At 59.3% G+C, this 20,469-nt stretch carries 20 protein-coding genes, 1 other RNA gene and 2 pseudogenes; 15 read left to right on the top strand and 8 right to left on the bottom strand.

The annotated features are described in order from the left end of the window. The first annotated feature begins 54 nt into the window (after window positions 1-54). A complete protein-coding gene (locus tag AWT76_RS07630; protein ID WP_072245822.1) occupies window positions 55-972 on the top strand; it encodes a class I SAM-dependent methyltransferase in 918 nt (305 codons plus the stop codon). Window positions 973-1,007: 35 nt separating this feature from the next. Here the strand turns inward: AWT76_RS07630 and fumC are convergent, their stop codons facing one another. The 3 genes from fumC to ssrA all read right to left on the bottom strand — a co-directional run bounded on the left by fumC (window position 1,008) and on the right by ssrA (window position 3,399). Continuing rightward, the gene (fumC, locus tag AWT76_RS07625; RefSeq protein ID WP_072245821.1) at window positions 1,008-2,402 is read right to left on the bottom strand and encodes a class II fumarate hydratase; all 1,395 of its coding nucleotides are present in this window, start codon (window positions 2,400-2,402) and stop codon (window positions 1,008-1,010) included. An 81-nt stretch (window positions 2,403-2,483) separates the two neighbouring features. Next, on the bottom strand, window positions 2,484-2,954 hold the full coding sequence (locus tag AWT76_RS07620) for an SspB family protein (protein WP_072245820.1): 471 nt from the start codon (window positions 2,952-2,954) through the stop codon (window positions 2,484-2,486). A gap of 96 nt (window positions 2,955-3,050) precedes the next feature. Beyond that, window positions 3,051-3,399, bottom strand: a transfer-messenger RNA (tmRNA) gene (gene ssrA, locus AWT76_RS07615). A gap of 146 nt (window positions 3,400-3,545) precedes the next feature. Between ssrA and AWT76_RS07610 the strand changes: the two genes are divergently transcribed. The 4 genes and pseudogenes from AWT76_RS07610 (at window position 3,546) to AWT76_RS07595 (ending at window position 7,088) form a co-directional block, all read left to right on the top strand. After that, window positions 3,546-4,496 carry a metal ABC transporter solute-binding protein, Zn/Mn family gene (locus AWT76_RS07610; RefSeq protein WP_072247576.1) on the top strand — a complete coding sequence of 317 codons (951 nt, stop codon included), beginning with the start codon at window positions 3,546-3,548 and terminating at the stop codon, window positions 4,494-4,496. Beyond that, window positions 4,493-5,251 (top strand): metal ABC transporter ATP-binding protein, encoded by a 759-nt coding sequence (locus tag AWT76_RS07605; protein ID WP_072245819.1) that lies wholly within the window; start codon window positions 4,493-4,495, stop codon window positions 5,249-5,251. The genes AWT76_RS07610 and AWT76_RS07605 overlap by 4 nt, the downstream gene beginning before the upstream one ends. After that, window positions 5,248-6,156, top strand: a pseudogene (locus tag AWT76_RS07600) (metal ABC transporter permease); the annotation flags it as partial. The gene AWT76_RS07605 and the pseudogene AWT76_RS07600, both read left to right, overlap by 4 nt. 11 nt (window positions 6,157-6,167) lie before the next feature. Beyond that, a complete protein-coding gene (locus tag AWT76_RS07595) occupies window positions 6,168-7,088 on the top strand; it encodes a metal ABC transporter permease (protein ID WP_072245818.1) in 921 nt (306 codons plus the stop codon). Window positions 7,089-7,091: 3 nt separating this feature from the next. On the opposite strand, the gene AWT76_RS07590 is transcribed toward AWT76_RS07595, so the two are convergent. Both AWT76_RS07590 and AWT76_RS07585 read right to left on the bottom strand, forming a co-directional pair. Beyond that, window positions 7,092-7,757, bottom strand: coding sequence for an alpha/beta hydrolase (locus AWT76_RS07590; RefSeq protein ID WP_072245817.1), 666 nt, complete (start codon window positions 7,755-7,757; stop codon window positions 7,092-7,094). Next, window positions 7,754-8,401, bottom strand: coding sequence for a DNA-3-methyladenine glycosylase family protein (locus AWT76_RS07585; protein ID WP_072247575.1), 648 nt, complete (start codon window positions 8,399-8,401; stop codon window positions 7,754-7,756). The genes AWT76_RS07590 and AWT76_RS07585 overlap by 4 nt, the downstream gene beginning before the upstream one ends. Before the next feature lie 48 nt (window positions 8,402-8,449). On the opposite strand from AWT76_RS07585, the gene AWT76_RS07580 reads away from it, so the two are divergent. The 6 genes and pseudogenes from AWT76_RS07580 to AWT76_RS17115 all read left to right on the top strand — a co-directional run bounded on the left by AWT76_RS07580 (window position 8,450) and on the right by AWT76_RS17115 (window position 14,404). After that, window positions 8,450-9,679, top strand: coding sequence for an MFS transporter (locus AWT76_RS07580; protein WP_072245816.1), 1,230 nt, complete (start codon window positions 8,450-8,452; stop codon window positions 9,677-9,679). A gap of 103 nt (window positions 9,680-9,782) precedes the next feature. Continuing rightward, the gene (locus AWT76_RS07575; RefSeq protein WP_072245815.1) at window positions 9,783-11,660 is read left to right on the top strand and encodes an acyl-CoA synthetase; all 1,878 of its coding nucleotides are present in this window, start codon (window positions 9,783-9,785) and stop codon (window positions 11,658-11,660) included. 664 nt (window positions 11,661-12,324) lie between these two features. Then, a complete protein-coding gene (locus AWT76_RS17190; protein ID WP_072245814.1) occupies window positions 12,325-12,696 on the top strand; it encodes a nucleotidyltransferase domain-containing protein in 372 nt (123 codons plus the stop codon). Between the two features lies 1 nt (window position 12,697). Then, on the top strand, window positions 12,698-13,231 hold the full coding sequence (locus AWT76_RS07565; RefSeq protein WP_072245813.1) for a ribonuclease toxin HepT-like protein: 534 nt from the start codon (window positions 12,698-12,700) through the stop codon (window positions 13,229-13,231). Then, window positions 13,232-13,510, top strand: a pseudogene (locus AWT76_RS17270) (Arm DNA-binding domain-containing protein); the annotation flags it as partial. A gap of 150 nt (window positions 13,511-13,660) precedes the next feature. Continuing rightward, window positions 13,661-14,404 carry a tyrosine-type recombinase/integrase gene (locus tag AWT76_RS17115; RefSeq protein ID WP_072245812.1) on the top strand — a complete coding sequence of 248 codons (744 nt, stop codon included), beginning with the start codon at window positions 13,661-13,663 and terminating at the stop codon, window positions 14,402-14,404. Window positions 14,405-14,435: 31 nt separating this feature from the next. On the opposite strand, the gene AWT76_RS16705 is transcribed toward AWT76_RS17115, so the two are convergent. Further along, entirely contained in the window at window positions 14,436-15,377 is a 942-nt protein-coding gene (locus AWT76_RS16705) for a hypothetical protein (RefSeq protein WP_141655908.1), read from the bottom strand. A gap of 546 nt (window positions 15,378-15,923) precedes the next feature. Between AWT76_RS16705 and AWT76_RS07545 the strand changes: the two genes are divergently transcribed. Continuing rightward, window positions 15,924-16,961, top strand: a complete 1,038-nt coding sequence (locus AWT76_RS07545; RefSeq protein WP_072245810.1) for a GSU2403 family nucleotidyltransferase fold protein — start codon at window positions 15,924-15,926, stop codon at window positions 16,959-16,961. Window positions 16,962-17,034: 73 nt separating this feature from the next. Here AWT76_RS07545 and AWT76_RS07540 read toward each other — a convergent pair whose 3' ends face one another. Together AWT76_RS07540 and AWT76_RS07535 are read right to left on the bottom strand one after the other, a co-directional pair. Continuing rightward, on the bottom strand, window positions 17,035-17,310 hold the full coding sequence (locus AWT76_RS07540) for a hypothetical protein (protein WP_072245809.1): 276 nt from the start codon (window positions 17,308-17,310) through the stop codon (window positions 17,035-17,037). Next, window positions 17,307-17,780: a putative toxin-antitoxin system toxin component, PIN family gene (locus AWT76_RS07535; protein WP_245638791.1), complete on the bottom strand. Its 474-nt coding sequence runs from the start codon at window positions 17,778-17,780 to the stop codon at window positions 17,307-17,309. The genes AWT76_RS07540 and AWT76_RS07535 overlap by 4 nt, the downstream gene beginning before the upstream one ends. A gap of 327 nt (window positions 17,781-18,107) precedes the next feature. On the opposite strand from AWT76_RS07535, the gene AWT76_RS07530 reads away from it, so the two are divergent. The 3 genes from AWT76_RS07530 (at window position 18,108) to AWT76_RS07520 (ending at window position 20,425) form a co-directional block, all read left to right on the top strand. After that, entirely contained in the window at window positions 18,108-18,737 is a 630-nt protein-coding gene (locus tag AWT76_RS07530; protein ID WP_072245808.1) for a hypothetical protein, read from the top strand. Between the two features lie 343 nt (window positions 18,738-19,080). Then, window positions 19,081-19,353 (top strand): hypothetical protein, encoded by a 273-nt coding sequence (locus AWT76_RS07525; protein ID WP_072245807.1) that lies wholly within the window; start codon window positions 19,081-19,083, stop codon window positions 19,351-19,353. 31 nt (window positions 19,354-19,384) lie between these two features. Further along, window positions 19,385-20,425, top strand: coding sequence for a tyrosine-type recombinase/integrase (locus AWT76_RS07520; RefSeq protein WP_176699361.1), 1,041 nt, complete (start codon window positions 19,385-19,387; stop codon window positions 20,423-20,425). Window positions 20,426-20,469 lie beyond the last annotated feature (44 nt).

The following is a 20,469-nucleotide window of genomic DNA, read 5'->3' as shown; positions in this document are numbered from 1 at the left end:
CTTGCCCGGATTCTGGGTCACGCTTTGGTTAAGCTGGGTGTGCAAGGGCGTGCTATGAAATCCTATTTGCGCGGTGATCGCGGGATTCGCGCCAATATGGCAGAGCTTTTGGCACTCTATCGCCAGCAAACCCAAGACATTCCGCGCCGGGTTGCCGACCATCTGGACATTCAACGCGACACCGTGCGCCGGCTGGAAGATTTGCGCGGCGCGCCTTTGCTAGATTGCGATGTGCTAGAGCTTGGCCCCGGCCAAACCCGGATTTTCCTGATGGCGACGGGGCTGACCAACCGCGCGGTCGGGGTCGATATAGAACCCGCGCCCGACCGTCTGGGGCTGGCGGAACTGTGGCGCATCTGGCGCAAGAATGGCCCCCTGCGACTGGTCAAGACTGTGGGCCGCCACGCGCTGGGGGTGGACCGCCGGACCCGCGCGGAACTGACCCGTCAGCTTGGGGTGCCGCCGCTGAAAATGCCGGTGCGGATCGTCGAAGGCGATGCCGAGGCGCTGCCCTTCCCCGATGCCAGTTTCGACGCGGTCGTGTCCACATCCGTGTTCGAACATCTGACCCATCCGGACCGCGCTGCGGCAGAGGTGGCGCGCGTGCTGCGCCCCGGCGGCGTGGCGCAAATGATAGCGCATCTGTTCACCAGCCACACCGGCGCACATGATACGCGGCTGTTTGCAAACCTGTACGCGCTGCCGCCTTGGGCGCATCTGCGCGACACCACGCGCGGAATGGTTCAGTCCAATTCTTATCTGAACGAATGGCGTCTGGCAGATTATCGGCGCACCTTCGAAGATCACTGGCCGGGGCATACAGACTGGCTGGTGACAGAGGATTACCCGGCGCAAGACGATCTGGACGCGCTGCGCGTAGCAGGCGAATTGCAGGGCTTCAGCGATGAAGAATTGCGCGCCTCGGTTCTGGTGACAAGCTGGCGCAAGCCGGGGGGCCTGGTCGCGCAGTAAGATCCCCCCGGATTGAACCGGGGGGAAATGTCAGATCAGCCCTTCGGCCCGATCATGTCTTCGGGGCGCACGACGCGGTCGAAGGTTTCTTCATCGACAAACCCCAGCGCAATCGCTTCTTCCTTCAGCGTGGTGCCGTTTTTATGCGCGGTCTTGGCGACTGTGGTGGCATTGTCATAGCCGATCGTGGGGGCCAACGCCGTAACCAGCATCAGCGATTCCTTCATCAGCTTGTCAATCCGTTCGACATTCGCACGCGTGCCCACAACCATGTTGTCGGTAAAGCTGCTGGCCGCATCGCCCAAAAGCTGCATGCTCTGCAGCACGTTATAGGACATCATCGGGTTGTAGACGTTCAGCTCGAAATGGCCTTGGCTTCCGGCAAACCCCACCGCCGCGTCATTGCCCATGACATGGGCGCAGACCATGGTCAGCGCTTCGGCCTGCGTGGGGTTGACCTTGCCGGGCATGATGGAACTGCCCGGCTCGTTTTCCGGCAGGATCAATTCGCCCAGGCCGGAACGCGGGCCAGAGCCCAGCAAACGCATGTCATTGGCGATCTTGAACAGCGACGCCGCCACGGTTTTCAGCGCGCCAGAGAACATGACCATCGCGTCATGCGCAGCCAGCGCCTCGAACTTGTTGGGTGCGGTGACAAAGGGCAGATCGGTGATCGTTGCGATATGGGCGGCCACGCCCGTATCCCAACCCTTGCGGGTGTTCAGCCCGGTGCCGACAGCGGTGCCGCCTTGCGCCAATTCGTAGATATGCGGCAGGCACATCTCAATGCGCGCAATACCCATTTTCACCTGATGCGCGTAGCCACCGAATTCCTGCCCCAGCGTCAGCGGCGTGGCATCTTGCGTATGGGTGCGGCCAATCTTGATGATGTCCTTGAATTCTTCGGACTTGGCGGCAAGCGCGCTATGCAGCTTGGTCAGACCGGGCAGCAGCACATCGCGCGCCAACATCCCGATAGCGACATGCATCGCGGTCGGAAATGTGTCGTTGCTGGACTGGCCCATATTGCAATGGTCATTCGGGTGCACCGGATCTTTCGACCCCATCACGCCGCCCAGAATCTCGATCGCGCGGTTGGAAATCACCTCGTTCGCGTTCATGTTGCTTTGCGTGCCGGACCCGGTCTGCCAGACGACCAAGGGGAAATTGTCGTCGAACTTGCCCTCGAACACCTCGGTCGCGGCTTGCACAATAGCGCCGCCCCGGCGCTCGTCCAACGTGCCTTGCGCCATGTTCACCAGCGCACAGGCCCATTTGATGGCCCCCAGCGCGCGGATGATCGGCACAGGCTGACGTTCCCAGCCAATCGGGAAATTCAGGATGGAACGCTGCGTTTGCGCGCCCCAATATTTGTCGGCGGGCACGTCCAGCGGGCCAAAGCTGTCGGTTTCAACGCGGATATCGGTCATAAGCGGCGCTCCTTGCGGCTGTTTGAACACCGCTTAGCGCCAATAGGCTGCAAGATCAATCAGTATGCAAGTGCATACCGCTTACTTGCGAAATTGGTCGAGGCTGACCACATCAGCGCTTCGCTCGACCCGTTCGGCGTCTTCGATCATCGGGGCTTCGTCGTCGTCATCGTCGTCGAAATCCTCGTCCGCGTCGTCATGCTGCAACTCAAACCGCAGCCCGAATTCCACCGACGGATCCACGAAGGTCGAGATCGCATCAAACGGGATATACAAGGGTTCTGGCGCATTGCCAAAATTCAGCGTGATGGCAAAGCCGTTCGGGTCCACCACCAGATTCTCGAACCAATGCTGCACGACCAGCGTTATCTCTTCTGGGTAGCGGTCGCGCAACCAATCGGCCATCTGCATGTCGGGATGCTGCGTATCCACCGTGATGAAGAAATGATGCTCGCCCGGCAAGCCGTCCTGCGCGACACGCTCCATCACCGACCGGATCAGGCCGCGCATCGCGTCATGCATCAGGTTGCCATAGTCGATTTCGCCGCTCATTCCGGTCATGCCTTTTCCCAGTGCTCCCCCAACATACCCATCCTGAACCCGATTGAAAGGGGCGCGATAGAGGTGCAGTGAAATTTGGGAGTGAAAAGTGCAGGCTTCTGTTGCCAGGTGCCTGCGAACCCCGCCTTACGCTGCTAGGCGCAAGGGCTTAAGTTTCGGTCTTGTGACTGCTTACGCAGCGACTGCGACCGGAGCACGGTTGTCATTTGCAACTGTACGTTTTGCACCGATAACGGTGGTGGCTCACCGAGGCAAAGCTAACCCCTTTACACGTTCGTCGATCCTGTTTCGGCCCCATGATCCCCAAATGAAGGATGTTGGTGGAGCCGCCGGGTACCGCCCCCGGGTCCGATCCGCTTATTCCGAGCGCGTTTATGCCCATAGCCCCTTGCGGGACACCCCAGATGTAGGCGCATGCCGGGTCCGATGCAAGGGGGATCACCCTGCCCGGCTGTCGGGTTTGTGATCTTGATCCGCACGGTCTGTGCTTGTTTTTGAGAATGATTTGCATTTACGTTGACCTTGCGACTTATTCGCAATATATCCTCCATCAACCAAGGAGTAACGTCTGCCATGCGCGCCATGACACGTCTGTTTCACGCCATCGCCCTTGCGGGCAGCACCGCCCTGCTTGCCGCCCCCGTAGCCGCGCAAGACCGGCTGAGCGTGGTTGCCACGACCGGCATGATCGCCGACACCGCCCGCGCCATTGGCGGCGATCTGGTCGAGCTGCGCGCGCTGATGGGGCCGGGCGTGGACCCGCATGCCTTCCGCCAGACCCGCAGCGATATCGTGACCATGGCGCGCGCCGATCTGGTGCTTTGGAACGGGCTGTTCCTTGAAGCCCAGATGGAAGATTTCCTGTTGGAACTTGGGGAAAACAGCCATGTGGTGGCCGTGGCCGAAAGCCTGCCACAGGACCGCCTGCTGGCACATGAAGATTACGAGGGCCGGTTCGACCCGCATGTCTGGATGGACCCGACGCTTTGGTCAGAGGTTAGCCTGACCATCCGCGATGCGCTGATCGAAGCGCATCCAGAAGGTGCCGACACCTTCACCGCCAATACCGACGCCTTCCTGAGCCAGCTTGAAGAACTTGAAAGCTATTCGCGCGACGTGCTGTCCTCTGTGCCCGAATCCGCCCGTGTTCTACTGACCGCGCATGACGCGTTTGGCTATTTCGGTGCGGCCTACGGGTTCGAGGTGGTCGGCATTCAAGGCTTGTCCACCGCATCTGAAGCGGGGCTGAACCGCATTTCCGACATGGTCGACATGCTGGTCACGCGCGAGATTGGCGCGGTCTTTGTCGAAACCTCTGTCAGTGATCGCAACATCCGCGCGCTGATTGAAGGCGCCGCCGCGCAGGGCCACATCGTTGCCATCGGCGGCGAGCTGTTTTCCGACGCGATGGGCGAGCCGGGCAGCTATGAAGGGACCTATATCGGTATGATCGACCATAACGCGACCACCATTGCGCGCGCGCTTGGCGGCACCGCCCCTGCGCGCGGCCTGAACGGGATGCTTGCCGAATGACAGATTTGCCCGCCCAAAGCCCGTTATCCTTGCGCGGCCTGAGCGTAACCTATGGCGACAAACCCGCCCTAAGCGTGGTTGACGCCCGGTTTCCGCATGCTGCGCTTTCGGCCATCATCGGGCCGAACGGGGCGGGCAAATCGACCCTGCTGAAAGCCAGCCTTGGGATCGTGCAACACCTGTCGGGCGAGATTGCGTTCTTCGGCCAGCCGCTTGCCGCTGCGCGCTCGCGCGTGGCCTATGTGCCGCAACGCGCCAGCGTGGACTGGGATTTTCCCACGACCGTGCTGGACGTGGTGCAGATGGGCCAATATCGCCGTGCCGGGCTATGGGGGCGCTTGTCGGCTGGCCTGCGCGCGCAGGCACTGGAGTGCCTTGACCGCGTTGGCATGACCGATTTCGCCACCCGCCAGATTGGCCAGCTTTCAGGCGGCCAGCAACAGCGCGTGTTTTTGGCCCGTGCGCTGGCGCAAGAGGCAGAGCTATACCTGCTGGACGAACCTTTCGCCGGTGTCGATGCCGCGACAGAGCGCGCCATTGTCGATGTGCTGCGCGAGTTGCGCGCCGCGGGCAAGTCGGTCATCGCCGTGCATCACGATCTGTCCACCGTCGCGGAATATTTCGACCATGTTTTCTTGGTCAATGTCAGCCGCATTGCCGAAGGGCCGGTGGCCACGGCGTTCACCCCTGCAAATCTGCACGCCACCTATGGCGGGCGGCTAGGCACAGCGCCCTTCGGCCTTGCGGCGGAATGACAGACCTGCTGGCAGCCCTAAGCCTGCAAGCAGGCTATAACGCGGCATTGGTCGCGATTGGCGCAGCGCTGCTGGGCGTGGCGGCGGGCGTGGCCGGCAGCTTCATCGCCTTGCGCAAACGCGCGCTGGTGTCGGATGCGGTTGCCCATGCCGCGCTGCCGGGCATCGCGCTGGCCTTCATGGTCATGGTCGCGCTTGGCGGCGACGGGCGTTCCTTGGCGGGGTTGCTGCTGGGCGCGGCCCTAAGCGGCGGGTTGGGCCTGCTGGCCATGACATGGATCACCACCCGCACAAGGCTGGCCGAAGACGCTGCCATCGGCGCGGTTCTGGGCGTGTTTTTCGGCGCGGGCGTGGTGCTGCTGACATTGGTCCAGACCATGCGCGCGGGTCGTCAGGCGGGGCTGGAAGGGTTTTTGCTGGGCTCCACCGCCGGAATGCTGCGCGAAGATGCCGTGCTGATCGCGCTTGGCGGCGCGGTGGTGCTGGCACTGTGCTGGCTGATGCGGCGGCCCATGACGCTGGTGGCGTTTGATCCGGCCTATGCCGCAACACTGGGCTACAACACGCGCGCGATTGATCTGGCCATCATGGGGCTGGCCATGGCCGTCACGATCATTGGGCTAAAGCTGGTCGGGCTGGTGCTGATCGTGGCGCTGCTGATTATCCCGCCGGTCGCCGCGCGCTTCTGGACCGAACGCGTGGGCGCCATGGTCTGGATCGCGGGGGCAATTGGGGGCTTTGGGGCCTATATCGGGGCCGCGATTTCTGCCACGGCCCCCGACTTGCCCACGGGCCCGGTCATTGTGCTGGTCTTGGCGGCGGGTTTCGCGGTTTCGATGCTGCTGGCACCCGCGCGCGGGCTGCTGTGGCGGGCCTTGCGCCATGCACGGCTGCGCCGCCGGATGAGGAACGCGTGATGGGTGCCGAATTTGTGCAATTCTCGCTGACACCCATGCTGATCGGCACGCTGGCCGCCATGGCTTGCGCGCTGCCCGGCAATTTCCTGATCCTGCGCCGACAAGCCCTGATCGGGGATGCGATCAGCCATGTGGTGCTGCCCGGCATTGTGGTGGGGTTTCTGGTCAGCGGTAGCATTGCAGCCGGGCCGATGGGGCTGGGGGCCGCCGGGGCGGCGATTGTCGCTGTGGTGCTGATCGAAGCCATCCGCCGCTATGGCCGGGTCGAGCCGGGCGCGGCGATGGGCGTGGTGTTCACCACCATGTTCGCGGCGGGCGTGTTGCTGCTGGAACAGACCGGCAGCGCGCAGGTGCATCTGGATGTAGAACACGCGCTGATGGGCAATCTTGAACAGTTGATCTGGCTGCGCGCCTCTGGCTGGCAATCCTTGACCGACCCCTCCGCCTTGGCCGCCCTGCCCCCCGAATTGCCCCGCATGGCGCTGGCCTGCGCGGTGATCGCGGCGCTGGTGGCCCTGTTCTGGCGCTGGCTGAAAATCGCCACATTCGACGAAGGCTTCGCGCAATCTTTGGGCATTCCCACCAGCGCCTTGGGCTTTGGGCTGGTGATTGCGGCGGCGCTGGCCGCGGTAGCGGCGTTTCAGGCGGTGGGATCGATCCTTGTGATTGCCATGTTCATCTGCCCCCCGGCTGCCGCCCGGCTGATGACCAACCATTTGGCCGCGCAAATCTGGTGGTCGCTTCTGTTCGCCGCGCTCTCGGCCATTCTGGGCTATGTGCTGGCAGGTTACGGCCCGCTTTGGCTAGGCGCGCAGAACGCGATCAGCGCGGCGGGGATGATCGCGGTGGTGTCCGGCGTCATTCTGGCACTGGCGGCGCTTTTTGGCCCACATCTCAGACCGCTGGGCGGCGCGCGATAGCCCCTAGCCCGGCAGCTTGTCGCGCAGAAAGGACAGCGACAGCGACAGCCCGTCATGCGCGATGCCATGCGCGGTGCCCTTGGAGATATGGCTGTAGGTCTCGAACCCTGCCGCCACCAAGGCATCGGCCGCTGCGGGCAAGGATTCGACCGGCACAACCTCGTCCCGGTCGCCATGCACCAACAGCACTGGCGGGCGGCTGACAGTCTCGGTTTCCAGCATTTCAGGCAGCAGCAACCGCCCGGAAAAGCCCACCACCGCCGCCAAGGGCGCGGCGCGGCGCGGTGCGACTTGCAAGGACAGCATAGTGCCTTGGCTGAAGCCGACCAGCGCCAGCGCGCCGGGGGCAAGCCCCTCATTGGTCAGGATTTCGTCCAAGAACGCATTGAGATCATTCGAGGCTGCAAGCAGCCCCGCCTGCGCATCTTCCTCGGAAGAGCCATCGATCCACGGGATCGGGAACCACTGAAACCCCATCGGATTGGCCACGCTGCGTTCGGGCGCATCGGGCGCATAGAACACCGTTCCCGGCATATGCGGCGCCAAAGGGTCGGCCAGCCCCAGAAGATCGCCGCCATCGGCGCCATAGCCATGCACGAACACGACCGCAGAGGTCGCCTTGCCGCCGCTGGCCGGGCCGCGTTTGTCCGATTTCAACACCCGAGTCATATGACGCCTTCCCTGTCGGTTTCCACACGGTAATAGGCCCACAAAAGCCCCGCCGCAACCGTCCGCCATGGCGACCACGCCTCGGCCATCCGGCGCATGGGTGCTTCGCGCGGGCGGTCGGGCAGATTGAACAGGCGGCGCGCGGATTCTTGCAAGGCAAGATCGTTGGGCGCAAACACATCGGCGCGGCCAAGGCTGAACATGGCGTAAATCTCGGCAGTCCAGCGGCCAATTCCGGTAACCTGCACAAGCGTTGCCGTGACCTCTGCATCGGGCGCATGGCGCAGGGCGTCGAAATCGATCCCGGCGGCAGCGAGCGCGCGCGCATAGCGGATTTTCTGGCGTGACAGGCCCGGCGCGCGCAACGTGTCATCATCCGCAGCCAGAACCGCGTCGGGCGTGGTAAGGCCCGCTGCCTCCATCCGGTCCCAGATGGCGCGGGCGGCATGGGTGCTGACCTGCTGGCCGACGATCGCGCCCAGCAAATGCGCAAACCCTTCTGGCCTGCGGCGCAAGGGCGGCACGCCGGTCAGTTGCAGCGCATGGGCAAAGCGCGGCTCCTGCGCGGCCAACCACGCGGCCCCTTCGGCCATGCAGCCTTCAGATGTCAGGATGCGACCAACCGACGCCGGATCGTTGCACATGTAAAACACCACTTCCAAATGGAATGTCTCCGCGTTAATCCTGCGCCCATGAGCGACGTGATTGCAACCCCCGCCGATAACGCCCGCGCCAAGCGCAATGTTGCCGTTCTGGTCGCGGCGCAAGCCGTGGTCGGCGCGCAACTGCCGATCATGTTCATTATTGGCGGGCTGTCAGGGCAGATGTTGGCCCCGAATCCCTGTTGGGCCACACTGCCGATTTCCATGATCGTGCTTGGGTCCATGCTGGCGGCAACGCCGCTGTCGGCCATCATGCAAGCATATGGCCGGCGCGCGGGGTTCTGGCTGGCCTGTCTGTGCGGCGCCATGGGCGCAGTGCTGGCGGCTTATGGGCTATATAGCGGATCGTTCAAAATTTTCCTGCTGGGCAGCTTGTTGTCGGGCGTTTACATGTCGGCAAACGGGTTTTACCGCTTTGCCGCCGCCGACCAAGCCAGCCCGGAATTTCGCCCCAAGGCGATTTCCTTTGTCATGGCGGGGGGGCTTTTGTCGGCCATTTTCGGCCCGCAGATCGTGTCGGCCACATCCGACACTATGGCCGTGCCGTTTCTGGCCACCTATCTGGTAGTGATCGGGCTGAACATTGCGGGCATGCTGCTGCTGGCGTTCCTTGACATCCCCACCCCGCTGAAACCCGAAGACGGCGCGCCCAAGGGCCGCCCGGTGCGCGAATTGCTGACCAGCCCGGTGATTGCCGTGGCCATCATCTGCGGCACCGTGGCCTATGCGCTGATGAACCTTGTCATGACCTCGACGCCCTTGGCGGTGGTCGGCTGCGGGTTCGACACCGGCGATGCGGCGAATATCGTCTCGGCGCATGTTCTGGCCATGTATGCGCCGTCCTTCATCACCGGGCATGTGATCGCGCGGTTCGGGTCGCGCGCGGTGGTGGCGACCGGGCTTGTCATTCTGGCGCTATCAGGGGCCGTAGCCATTTCCGGGGTCGAGCTGGAGCAGTTCTATATCGCGCTTATCCTGTTGGGCATCGGCTGGAATTTCGGCTTTATCGGGGCCACGACCATGCTGACTGCCGCGCATTCGGTCGAAGAACGCGGGCGCGTGCAGGGCTTGAACGACATGATCGTGTTCGGTGGCGTCTTCCTTGCCTCGCTCAGTTCGGGCACGTTGATGAATTGTTCGGGCGGGACCACGCAAACCGGCTGGCAATTCGTCAATATGGCGATGATCCCCTTCCTTGTGCTGGCCGGTGGCGCGCTGATCTGGCTGGCCATGCGCCCGAAAGACGTTCAGGCCCCATAACGCCGCTTGTGACGCAACGTGATATCCAGTTTTGCTTGCGCGCCCCGTGCGCCGGTGCTTTTCTGTGCTTTACAATAAAAAGCCGGAACGGGAGGGGGAAGGCATGCGGGATTTCAGATCACCCGAAGATGTACGCACGGTCGAGGCTGAGGGCGCGTGGGAGGCGCGCGAATTGCCGGTATCCGTCTATGACGCGCTGACACGCGCGCGCAACATGTGGGGCGATCGTCCTGCGATCTCGTTTCAATTGTTTTCCGACCCCACGGCGCGTGCAGAAACCTATACATGGGCCGAATTGCACAACCGCGTCACGCAGGCCGCGAACCTGTTTCGCAGCCTTGGCGTGCAGGAAGATGACACTGTCGCCTATGTTCTGCCCACGCTGAATGACACGGCCATCGCGCTTTTGGGCGGTATGACGGCGGGGCGTGTGAACCCGATCAACCCGTTGCTGGAACCCGAAAAGATCTCTGCCATCCTGCGCGAGACGAAGGCCAAGGTCGTTGTCACGCTGCGCGCCTTTCCGAAAACCGACGTGGCGCAGAAAGTGGCCGAAGCCGTGGCCCATGCCCCCGACGTGAAACATGTGCTGGAAGTGGACCTGCTGCGCCACCTGTCACCGCCGAAAAGCTGGATCGTGCCGTTGATCCGCCCCAAGGTGACGGTGCATCACCATGCACGCGTGCAAGATTTCCATTCTGCGCTGGACGATTGCAGCAAGGCGCTGTCCTTTACCGCGCCAGAGACCGACCGCGTGGCCGCCTATTTCCACACCGGGGGCACCACGGGCACGCCGAAAGTGGCGCAGCACCGGTTTGGCGGCATGATCTACAATGGCTGGCTGGGCGCGGAATTGTTGTTCAACGAACGCGACGTGCTGCTTTGCCCGCTGCCGCTGTTCCATGTCTTTGCCGCTTACCCGATCCTGATGTGCTGCATCATGTCGGGCGCGCATGTGGTCTTTCCCACCCCGCAAGGCTATCGGGGCGAAGGTGTGTTCGACAATTTCTGGAAGCTGATCGAACGCTGGAATGCCACCTTCATGATTACCGTGCCCACCGCACTGGCGGCACTGATGCAGCGCCCGGTCAATGCCGATGTGTCCAGCCTGCGCACCGGTATTTCCGGCTCTGCGCCCTTGCCCAAGGAATTGTATCGCCGCTTCGAAGAGGCGACCGGTGTACAGATTTCCGAAGGCTACGGGCTGACCGAGGCCACTTGCCTTGTGTCCTGCAACCCGGTCGATGGGTTGAAAAAGGTCGGGTCCGTCGGCATCCCGCTGCCCTATACAGAGGTGAAGATCCTGCGCGCCGGTCCCGATGGTTTCAGCGAATGCGCCACCGACGAAGTGGGCGAGATCTGCGTCTCCTCGCCCGGTGTGTTCGAGGGATCGACCTATACAGAGCTGGATAAGAACCACAATCTATTCGCGCATGACCGCTTTTTGCGCACGGGCGATCTGGGGCGCATTGACCCGGATGGGTATTTGTGGATCACCGGTCGCGCAAAAGACCTGATCATCCGCGGTGGTCATAATCTGGACCCGGCAGAGATTGAGGAAGCCCTGCTGTCGCATCCGGCGGTCAGCTTCGTAGGCGCCATCGGCCAGCCCGATCCGGTTACGGGCGAAATGCCCTGCGCCTATGTCGAACTGGTCGCAGGCCAACAAGCCACCCCGGAAGACCTGCTGGCCCATGCCACCCCGCGCATTTCAGAGCGGGCGGCCATTCCCAAGCATATCGAAGTGTTGGCCGAACTGCCAAAAACCGCCGTGGGCAAGGTGTTCAAGCCCGATCTGCGCAAGCTGGCCATGGCCCGCGTGCTTAATGCCGATCTGGCAGAAGCCGGGCTGGACGCGCATGTGGCCGTCGTGTTCGAGGACAAAAAACGCGGGCTGGTCGCCAAGATCGCGGGCGCGGATGCCGCCGATCCGAAACTGGCCGAACGCATGGACCGCTTTGCCCTGCCTTGGGACAGGTAATCTGTCCAGAAACGCAGCTCGCATGATTGCCGCCGCTGCCCCGGACGCCGCTTTGGACCATTGGGATACAGCAAGGTTCCGACAGCGTTACAACACCCGGTCAAGGCATGTCATACGCTGTCGCACAAGGGCCGCAGACGCGGCCCTGCCTGTTGGCATCCGGCCACTTGTGCCGCTGCCAAGGCACCCAGAACCTGCCCACCTTGCCTGCACTCTTAGGAAAAATGGTCGGGGCGATAGGATTCGAACCTACGACCTACGGTACCCAAAGGCTGCCCCTGACATTGATTTCAAAGGGATTTCCGGTAAACCGCCCCTTCATGACCCCCCGAGAATCAAGGGGTTATGGCCGGATTGTAAACCGAAATTTCCGGTCGCAATGTTGCCCGTAGATCACGGTCAAGAAAATCCCCTCTTTTCATTTCTCGTATTCTCATCCCAGATAGCAGGAGTTTCCAGAATCGGTCAAGCGCAACCTGATGATTTCAATGGATTACCCGTGAATTTTTCCTGTAAACCACAACATATAGTATTTCACATCCTTACCCACACTTGTGGGGTTGGATTGTGGGGGCGGATCGTGGGGTCCGATTGTGGGGTTGCGGGCAGTTTTTCGCACCATGACCACATGATTTCCGATCCTTGATAGGGTTGGGTGCAAAACATGCCTCCGCAGCCGCCATGTCATCTTTCAATTTCCGGTCTTTTCCTTTACCTTTCGGGCATGGAAGTCATGACAAGATACCAGAGACTCAAGAGGGATCGGGCGCAGGCAAGAATGCTGGCTGCGCAACGGACTTGGGATGTCCTGTCAGCCTTCCTTGCGTCTCGCGGGGTCGAGGCGAAGGTTTTCGGATCGGTCGCCGAGGATCGATGCAGTGAGATGTCAGATCTTGATGTGATGATCCTTGGAGAGCCCCCTCTTGACCTGAAGCGGGAGATCATGCGCAGGGCCGAGCGGGCATCCAGCGACACCGGCATTCCTGTCGACATCGTTTTTGAGAATGATTTTCCTGATCTTGCACGGGCTATCTGACATGAAGATTTTGGGATCATCCCCCCTCATTATCCGGATCAATGTAAAGCTTCAGCGGATCGAGGCGGAACTGGAAAAGATCGATCGGAACCGAAGCGCCCTCCAGGGGATTGAGTCGGGCCAGGATCTTTCTGAAATCGTCAGCTCACAAACCGCACTTGCGATCCACAATGTCTATAACGGGATTGAGCAGATACTCGAGGATATTGCCCGTGATCTGGATGGGGGTCTTCCAGGCGGCACGACATGGTACAGTGACCTTCTGGATCAGCTTGGGTCTGAAACCCCTCTTCGTCCGGCCGTAATACCCGGTGACATTCTTGAAGCGACCCGGGACCTTATGAGATTTCGTCACTTCTTTCGTAACAGTTACGGGGTGAGTTTTCGGAAATCGGAAATTGAGGATAAATATGCCTCGCTTATCAATGAGGTTATTCCCCAGATCTTCTCGTCCCTGAAGGCCTTGAGTGAACATATCGACAAGCCGGATGAGCCTGACACTTCAAGGTCAGATATCGATGATGGTCCTCCGTAAATTCTCATTGGTTTTCGAAAGACAGGGTCAGGCACAACGCCTGAAGCCCCACGCAGACTGACCCTCTCCTTCGTCCGACGGGTCCGGGAGCCGGGCCGGTATTACGATCAGGACGGGCTGATCCTGACCGTCTCCAAGGGCGGCGGCAAGAGCTGGATCCAGCGGATCACCATTCAGGGGCGGCGGCAGGATATCGGTCTGGGCTCCGCCCACCTGATCACCCCCGCCCAGGCCCGCAGACAGGCCCTCAGGAACCGGGAGATCGCCCGGGCCGGCGGGAACCCCCTCGCCCCGCAGCCGGACGGGCGGCGCAGCCCCCGCACGGAGCCGAGAGAGATCACCTTCTCACGGTTCACCCTGACACGGCACAGGCGCCTCCTGGCCGCCGGCCTGGGCCTGACACGGATCAAGGAGGAGCGGAGCCGTATTGTGCGGCTCGTCATCCCCAGGATCGGGCGCATCCCGATGGCCAGGGTGAGCGTCGAGGATATCCAACGGGTCATCACGGAGATCTCGAAGACCAACACGAACACCGCGGACGCGGTGCGCCGTCAGCTCGCCATCCTCTTCGATGAGTCGATCGAGGCAAGGATCCGGCCGGATAACCCGGTCCGCTCCAGGGAGATCGTCATCGTCAAGAAGACGCGGCGAGTCACGTCCGAGGGGGATGCGAGAAATCGCCGGGTCCTCTCGGAGCTGCCCGCCTTTCTGGATGCGCTCCGCAACAGCGGGCGCCGGCCCGGTATTGTGCTGTTGATCCAGTTCACCCTCCTCAGCCTCAGACACCCCAAGGAGTGCCGGCTTGCAACCTGGTCACAGATCGACGGAGAGCGCCGTGTGTGGCGCTTCCCCAATATGCAGAAGGAGGACGGAGAGATCGTCGAGATCCGCCTGCACGACGGGCTATGGGACATCCTGCAGAAGGCAAGGCTGATCGGCCGCGGGGACCGGACCGGGTGGGTCTTCCCGAACCCCAACGACATCAACAAGCATTATACGGAGAATGCCGGGTACAAGGTGCCCCTGGAGTTGGGGTTCAATCTGGCGCAGCTCGATTTTCGGAGGGCGTATGAGTATTGGGCGGAGGGGCAGACGGGAGGGGTTGGGCTGGAAGAGTGGTTTCAGGTAATAGCATCACAACAAGGAGGTGATTTCATAAATGCAAATAAATAACAGAATATTGTAGGGGAGATTTTCACAGTATCTATTCACGATCCCTTCCGCAACTATGACAGTGGAAATCGCATTTAATATGAGGTGATGAAATTACGTCACCAGGACAACCGCAATCATCACATTTCTCTCGAATAATATCAAATCTCCCTTTGCACATGAAGCAATAAATTTGATCCTCCCCGTCTAAAAGATAAGCAGTCTTGCAGCTATCCTCAAAAAAATAGTCTTTGTAGTCACTTTTTCCCTTGGCAGTACATCTGAAGCAATAGTACCTTCTTTTTGATTTACTTACTCCTGTAATTTTTTTGAATTGACTTTTTGTGATTATCTCAAGAATTATATCAAGACTATCAAGAACTCGACTGCGTGAATCTCCACCAGATCCATCATCAAACAAGAAATGTGGATCTCTTGATGAAATCCTAACCCATTCAGAGAAAAAGTTACCTTCCCCCCAAAGATGATGAAAAAAATTCACCAGAACATCAACAACATATCTTGGATCTATTGATTCAGAGGCTTCACCGAGGTGAACGGATTTATTTCTAAGCCTCCTTACCTTGTTGAAATCTTGGATGAAGGAATCAGTTAATTTTTCAGGGCAAAAAGCATTAACAACCCCTGGAAGGTCAACTGAATCAATCGTTCTTAATTCAGAGAAATCCAATTCTCCATCGACCCTCTTGAAGGATAAACCTTGACCAAGTAGCAATAAAAATGGACTCACAGAGCAAAGCTTGCTTTTCATTGCAATTTCAGCGGACTGAGCGACTAAATTAATTATGGTTTCAAAATCTCTACTCGAGGCCTCAGTGTATTTTTTCCATTCATTAGGCCACGATGAAGCTTTTCCAGGATAAAAATTTAGGAACGATTCATGTATCCTATACAAACGTTCCCATGCATCAAAATACAAAGCCAAGGCGAGATCATTAAGCTTTTCTGCAGACGGAACGTTAACTATCGTCACAGATTACCTCCTTGATCCATAGCATCTTCATGAAAAGAGATCAGAACCACTGTCTTCTTGAGTGAACTTTGATCGTATTTTAGCTCGTCACCTTGCAGAATAGAATCCCTGCAGGTCATTGTTTATGTGGACAACCCGGATTGCCTTGCTCCCTTTCCTGTGCTTCCGTTGCTCCAAAAGCCTTAGGAGGAAAAATGCTCCGTTTTCAGGTCCAAGGCAGCGGCAAGGCCCCCCACTCCATCACCGCAGAGGGCGAAGGCCCTGACTTCCGCATATTCTGTTCCTGCCCGGCCGGTCGCAAAGGCGGGATGTTCTGCAAGCAAGTCGCAGCCCTTCTGGTCGGGGATGTCACCAAGCTGATTGGCCCCACAGGTGAGATGGCGGAGCTTGCCAGGCGGGCATCAGGAAGCCCCCGAATTTACCCATGAATCATCGGCCGAAACCTACCCTCCTCATGAAAGAGCAACCAAAAATCACTTTAAGCTGTTGTTTTTTATGCTTTTGGTATAATATGACCCATGATCGACACGTCAGGAAACCAAATTCATGTTTTTCAATGAGTTAGATGCAAGATCAATCAAGGAACAGGTTGATCAGGCCCAGCTCTGGTCAGCCTGGATCGATGCGGACCGGATGCGCAGACACAGCTTCATGGGGACGCTGGATTGGGAAGAGAGGAACGGTCGAAGGTATCTGTATCGCCGAAAGGGCGGAACGGTCAAATCCTTTGGTCTTTTCGGTCCTGAAACGGAACGGGCTAGATCCGCATTTCAAAAAGGCAAAGAGGAGAACGCGGAGCGGCTCCGGGTTTTATCCGGGGAGATGGACCGTCAGGCCGCGGTGCTTCGTGCGATTGGTGCGGGTCGTATCCCCGTCATGGCGGCGAGAATCCTGCGGACCTTCGCGACGCAAAGAGATCGCCCCCCTGCCCGGGTCATCGGGACAAACGCCCTTTACGCCTTTGAGGCGATGGCCGGTGTTCGGTTTGACTCTGCAAGTACAGCGACAGGGGATATCGATTTCCTGATTGATGATCGCAACCGGATGAAGCTTGTCACCGAGGAGCAGGAGCCGATCGGGCTGATGAGTATGATCCAGAAACAGGTCGATCGAACCTTCAAGTCCCGCGGCCCCCGCGATTTCCGGCTCACAAATGACAAGGGTTACATGGTGGAGTTCGTCCGGCCGGAACCACGTCCGATTTATCGTAAGATGCCGGGTGCAGAACCCCTTACGGAGGGGGATGTTGAGCCGGCGCCGATTTTCGGGCTTCAGTGGCTCGTGCATGCCCCGGCTATTGATGTGATTGTCATGGACGAGCGTGGCTTCCCCGCTCCGATGCGTTGCCCTGATCCACGTCACTGGGCTGCACATAAGCTATGGCTTGCCACACGAGAGGATCGTGACCCTGCGAAAAGCTTGCGTGATGATAAGCAGGGCCGTCTTGTCCTGAACCTGATCCGGGATCGACTGCCGCAGTTCCCCCTGGATGAGGAATTTCTGGCAAAACTCCCCGGTGAATTGCGAGTGATGATGTCCGGGAAGCCTCCATCCGGAGCGGACAGCACCTCCCCGGACTGGTGAAGAAATTTTCACCACCAAGAGGGTTTGCGTTAAGGTATATGTTGATAAGGCAATAAGGCCGCAATCTGCGGCCTTACATTGAGAAATCGGGACTTCGATCGCTGTCCTCTTTCAACTCGTCTCCCTCATCCGGCGCGACGTCAGGAACGACAGTGTTGAGGATGTGAAGAGCGGCTTCCGGATCACCCTTTGCAGCCCTGCGTCTCATATCGAGGACAGCCCTTCGGTGTCCAAGACCTTCCGCCACCAAAGAAAGGAGAAGCTGGTTGATGGAGGTGTTTTCTTGTTCAGAAGCCTCTCTCGCCTGTTCCATAATATGATCAGGCATACGAAGTGGAAATGCTTTCATTTTGGTTTCCTTTCCAGGCTCGTGTTATATACGTAGTCGCTCGCTTTCATCGCGGTCAGGCCGAATGCTGAAACGTCAGCATGATTGAAGACTTTGTCACCAGACAGGATGATCTGCGCATTCGCAGCCATGGCGCATTCAATGACGTGATCATCTTTCGGGTCATTCAGAAACGGCCTGAAGCGAAACCACGGAGATACCTCAACAGCCATCAAGCACAGTGCATCCAGAACGATGTCAATCTGATCATGGGAGATTGGCGAGTTCTGACCAAGCATCCCGGGCCTTTTCAACACGTCCTCATACTCCAAGACCAAAGCTGGCGATAAGGCAAATTGAGTTCTGCCACTCAACATGTTGTTGAGAATGAGGTTTGAAGCCCCTTGACGAGACCTCAATCCACTAACGACAACATTCGTGTCCACGACAATCATGATATCATATATATCATCACCTGTGATATTGTCCATACCTTCGGTAGCCTTGACCGTCCTCCGCACTTGCCCTCTTTCGAGCCTTTCACGGCGGATGCCATCTGTGACCTGGAAACCGCAACCGTTCAGCATCAGAACGTGAAGCCACGGGTGCGGCCTTGGGGTTTCGATGGGAAAACAACATCTTCCATCGCGAAGCTCATCCCTGATTTCAGGAAGAGGATCGGCCTGACCTAGTCAGGTTTGACCAGGCAATCCCCCCTCAGCCCGCCCTTGATTCTTATGGATAACTTATACACAAGCTTGACAAAAGCTCGAATCGATTCCATATGCGAAAAAGAATTTCGACATCAGGAGATATTCATGGCCACCCGCGGAGAGATGATCACCCGGCTGGCCGGGATATTCCAGACCCTTGAGGGCACGGTCGACGTGCTTGATCGGGCTCTGGCGGATGGCGGTCTCAGGGCAAGAAGCCCCCGGGGCCGGGCCCTTGCGGCCATGTCCGCTCTGGATGTCGTTCATGTCACCTTCGCCCTCACAGGGCGTCGGTATGTGCGCAACGCGGCCGCCGAGGTGAGAGAGATCACCGGGATGCCGTTGCGGCGTGGGGAATGTCAACTGCGGGTCGTCGACCCGGAAACGGAAGGGGTGAACTATGAAAAGCACGGCGCATCCCTCACTCCGGAGGGCATCCTGCATGGGCATTTCCTGCAGAATTACCCGCGTGACCAGATCCCGCTTGGTGACACCTTCGGTGAATCCCTCGCTCATATCGTCGATCAGCTTCCCGATATCCGGGATCTGAGCGGTCTTCGTGTGATCGTTCGCTGGGATCCGCTGGTTGCGGAGATCGGCTTTCGGCTCGAGGACAAGCTCTATCGGATCGAATTCGGCGATGTGGACAGCCCGGAGAACCCGGACCTTCCCTTTTTCACCTTTGGTTATCGTGAACCGTTCCTGAGAAAGATCGCCGGGATTCTTCGCGACTGAGGCCAGTAAGGGATCATTCCCAACACCAACCCATCAACGCCGGTGACGGTGATTGCACCCGTGACTCAGCAAAGGAGAAGCAGATGACCTGATTTCAAAAGCAAAAACCCCGAGGTGCGCCAACACCTCAGGGCTTTTCGAAAGGGTAGTCCCAGAAAACACCGTTTGGTTAGCATCAATCTGCGCCACACGCAAGGACTTCCCCGCAAAAAATCACGCGTAGACCCTTTATTTTCAGGGGTTTCATGACGTGTGGGCCGCCCCTGACCCGGGACGGCCGATCAATGTTCCCGTCGGCCGGATACTCGGCCGCCGGTTTCCTTGAGCATGAAAGGGGGGACCGATGAATCGTCTCCAGAAAACCACCGACGCCCGGAATGTCCATCAGCTTCCGGGCTATTCCGCCCCGGCAAAACGGACCCGGGCCCCGCGTCAGCGCAAGATCACCAAGACGGAGATCGAGCGTGCGATCGGCTGCGCCCGGGATCTCGGGCTGACGATCTACGGGCTGACCATCGAGGGGGAGAAGATCCACCTCGTCACGAAACCGAACGCCGAGCAGTGCCGCAAGGGGCTCTCGGAGGTCGACAGCTTCTTCGAGGCCGAAAATGGGTAAGTTTCGTGTGAAAGTGAAAGGGGTCCACCGGGTGCGCAAGCGCCTGGCGGACGGCCGCACCATGGAATACCACTACGCCTGGCGTGGTGGCCCGAAATTCTGGGACAGCAGCATGCCCTTCGGGAAGCACACGCTCGATTATGCGGGCGCCCTGAAGGATCGGCTGATGGAGCGCAGGGACCCGGGCGACAGCTTTCAGGCTTTGATCAACTCCTTCTTCGACTCGACCGATTTCCGGAGGCTCGCCCCCCGGACCCAGCGGGACCACAAGATCAACGTGTCCCGCCCCGGCGGTATCGAGGAGAAATACGGCAAGGTTCCCCTGAAGGTCTTTGACGATGTCCGTATTCGCCAGAATGTCCTGAAATGGCGGGACACCTTCTCCGACGGCACCGGTGACAACATCTTCGCGACCCTCCAGCGCATCTTGTCCTTCGGGCTGGATCGGGGGATCTTGCAGCACCATCACCTCCTGAAGGTGCGTAAGAAGGTCAAGAAGAACCGGGCGGAGATCGTCTGGACCCCGGATGAGCTGGAGACCTTCATTGCGGGGGCGCCGGCCTATGTCGGGCGCATCCTTCGGGTGGCGGTCGAGACCGGGCTTCGGCCGGGCGATATCCAGGTCCTGAAGCGCAGCCATATCGAGACGACCGGAAACGGCAATCGTCGCCTCCTGATGCGTACGAGAAAAAGCCGGGGGCGGAATTTCGCTTCCGTGCCGGTGACGGAACGGTTGGCCGAGCTGATCAAGGAGATCCCGGAGGATCAGGAACATCTGGTTCTCAATTCGGACGGGGAGCCGTTCAAGACCTCCGAGGCGCTTGGATCTGCGGTGTCGCAATGGCGGGACGAGCTGGGGTTGCGCAAGGAGCTTCGCCTCTATGACGCCCGCGGGACAGCCGCGACCCGGCTTGTGCGGGCCGGTTGCAACCTCTCGGAGCTTGCGACCCATATGGGTTGGAGCCTGGCGCATGCGGCGGCGATGCTGGAGCGGTATGCGGCGCTGGACCCGGATATGAGTGACGGGATCCTGGAGAAGGTGAAGCGGGAGGAGGAGCGCAGGAAAAAATAAAATAAATATTTCAGGTCGCCCGAGATTACTAATGTTTTTGGGCG

Origin of the sequence: Roseibaca calidilacus (assembly GCF_001517585.1) — a bacterium.
GTDB lineage: Bacteria > Pseudomonadota > Alphaproteobacteria > Rhodobacterales > Rhodobacteraceae > Roseinatronobacter > Roseinatronobacter calidilacus.
The sequence above is the reverse complement of the archived record's forward strand: the minus strand, read 5'-3'. Positions and strand labels throughout refer to the sequence as shown.

Excerpts from the sequence above, each read along its gene's own strand:
- AWT76_RS07630 (WP_072245822.1), top strand. The coding sequence starts at position 55 with ATGAAATCCTATTTGCGCGGTGATCGCGGGATTCGCGCCAATATGGCA.
- fumC (WP_072245821.1), bottom strand. The coding sequence starts at position 2,402 with ATGACCGATATCCGCGTTGAAACCGACAGCTTTGGCCCGCTGGACGTG.
- AWT76_RS07620 (WP_072245820.1), bottom strand. The coding sequence starts at position 2,954 with ATGAGCGGCGAAATCGACTATGGCAACCTGATGCATGACGCGATGCGC.
- AWT76_RS07610 (WP_072247576.1), top strand. The coding sequence starts at position 3,546 with ATGACACGTCTGTTTCACGCCATCGCCCTTGCGGGCAGCACCGCCCTG.
- AWT76_RS07605 (WP_072245819.1), top strand. The coding sequence starts at position 4,493 with ATGACAGATTTGCCCGCCCAAAGCCCGTTATCCTTGCGCGGCCTGAGC.
- AWT76_RS07595 (WP_072245818.1), top strand. The coding sequence starts at position 6,168 with ATGGGTGCCGAATTTGTGCAATTCTCGCTGACACCCATGCTGATCGGC.
- AWT76_RS07590 (WP_072245817.1), bottom strand. The coding sequence starts at position 7,757 with ATGACTCGGGTGTTGAAATCGGACAAACGCGGCCCGGCCAGCGGCGGC.
- AWT76_RS07585 (WP_072247575.1), bottom strand. The coding sequence starts at position 8,401 with ATGTGCAACGATCCGGCGTCGGTTGGTCGCATCCTGACATCTGAAGGC.
- AWT76_RS07580 (WP_072245816.1), top strand. The coding sequence starts at position 8,450 with ATGAGCGACGTGATTGCAACCCCCGCCGATAACGCCCGCGCCAAGCGC.
- AWT76_RS07575 (WP_072245815.1), top strand. The coding sequence starts at position 9,783 with ATGCGGGATTTCAGATCACCCGAAGATGTACGCACGGTCGAGGCTGAG.
- AWT76_RS17190 (WP_072245814.1), top strand. The coding sequence starts at position 12,325 with ATGCCTCCGCAGCCGCCATGTCATCTTTCAATTTCCGGTCTTTTCCTT.
- AWT76_RS07565 (WP_072245813.1), top strand. The coding sequence starts at position 12,698 with ATGAAGATTTTGGGATCATCCCCCCTCATTATCCGGATCAATGTAAAG.
- AWT76_RS07545 (WP_072245810.1), top strand. The coding sequence starts at position 15,924 with ATGTTTTTCAATGAGTTAGATGCAAGATCAATCAAGGAACAGGTTGAT.
- AWT76_RS07540 (WP_072245809.1), bottom strand. The coding sequence starts at position 17,310 with ATGAAAGCATTTCCACTTCGTATGCCTGATCATATTATGGAACAGGCG.
- AWT76_RS07535 (WP_245638791.1), bottom strand. The coding sequence starts at position 17,780 with ATGGACAATATCACAGGTGATGATATATATGATATCATGATTGTCGTG.
- AWT76_RS07530 (WP_072245808.1), top strand. The coding sequence starts at position 18,108 with ATGGCCACCCGCGGAGAGATGATCACCCGGCTGGCCGGGATATTCCAG.
- AWT76_RS07525 (WP_072245807.1), top strand. The coding sequence starts at position 19,081 with ATGAATCGTCTCCAGAAAACCACCGACGCCCGGAATGTCCATCAGCTT.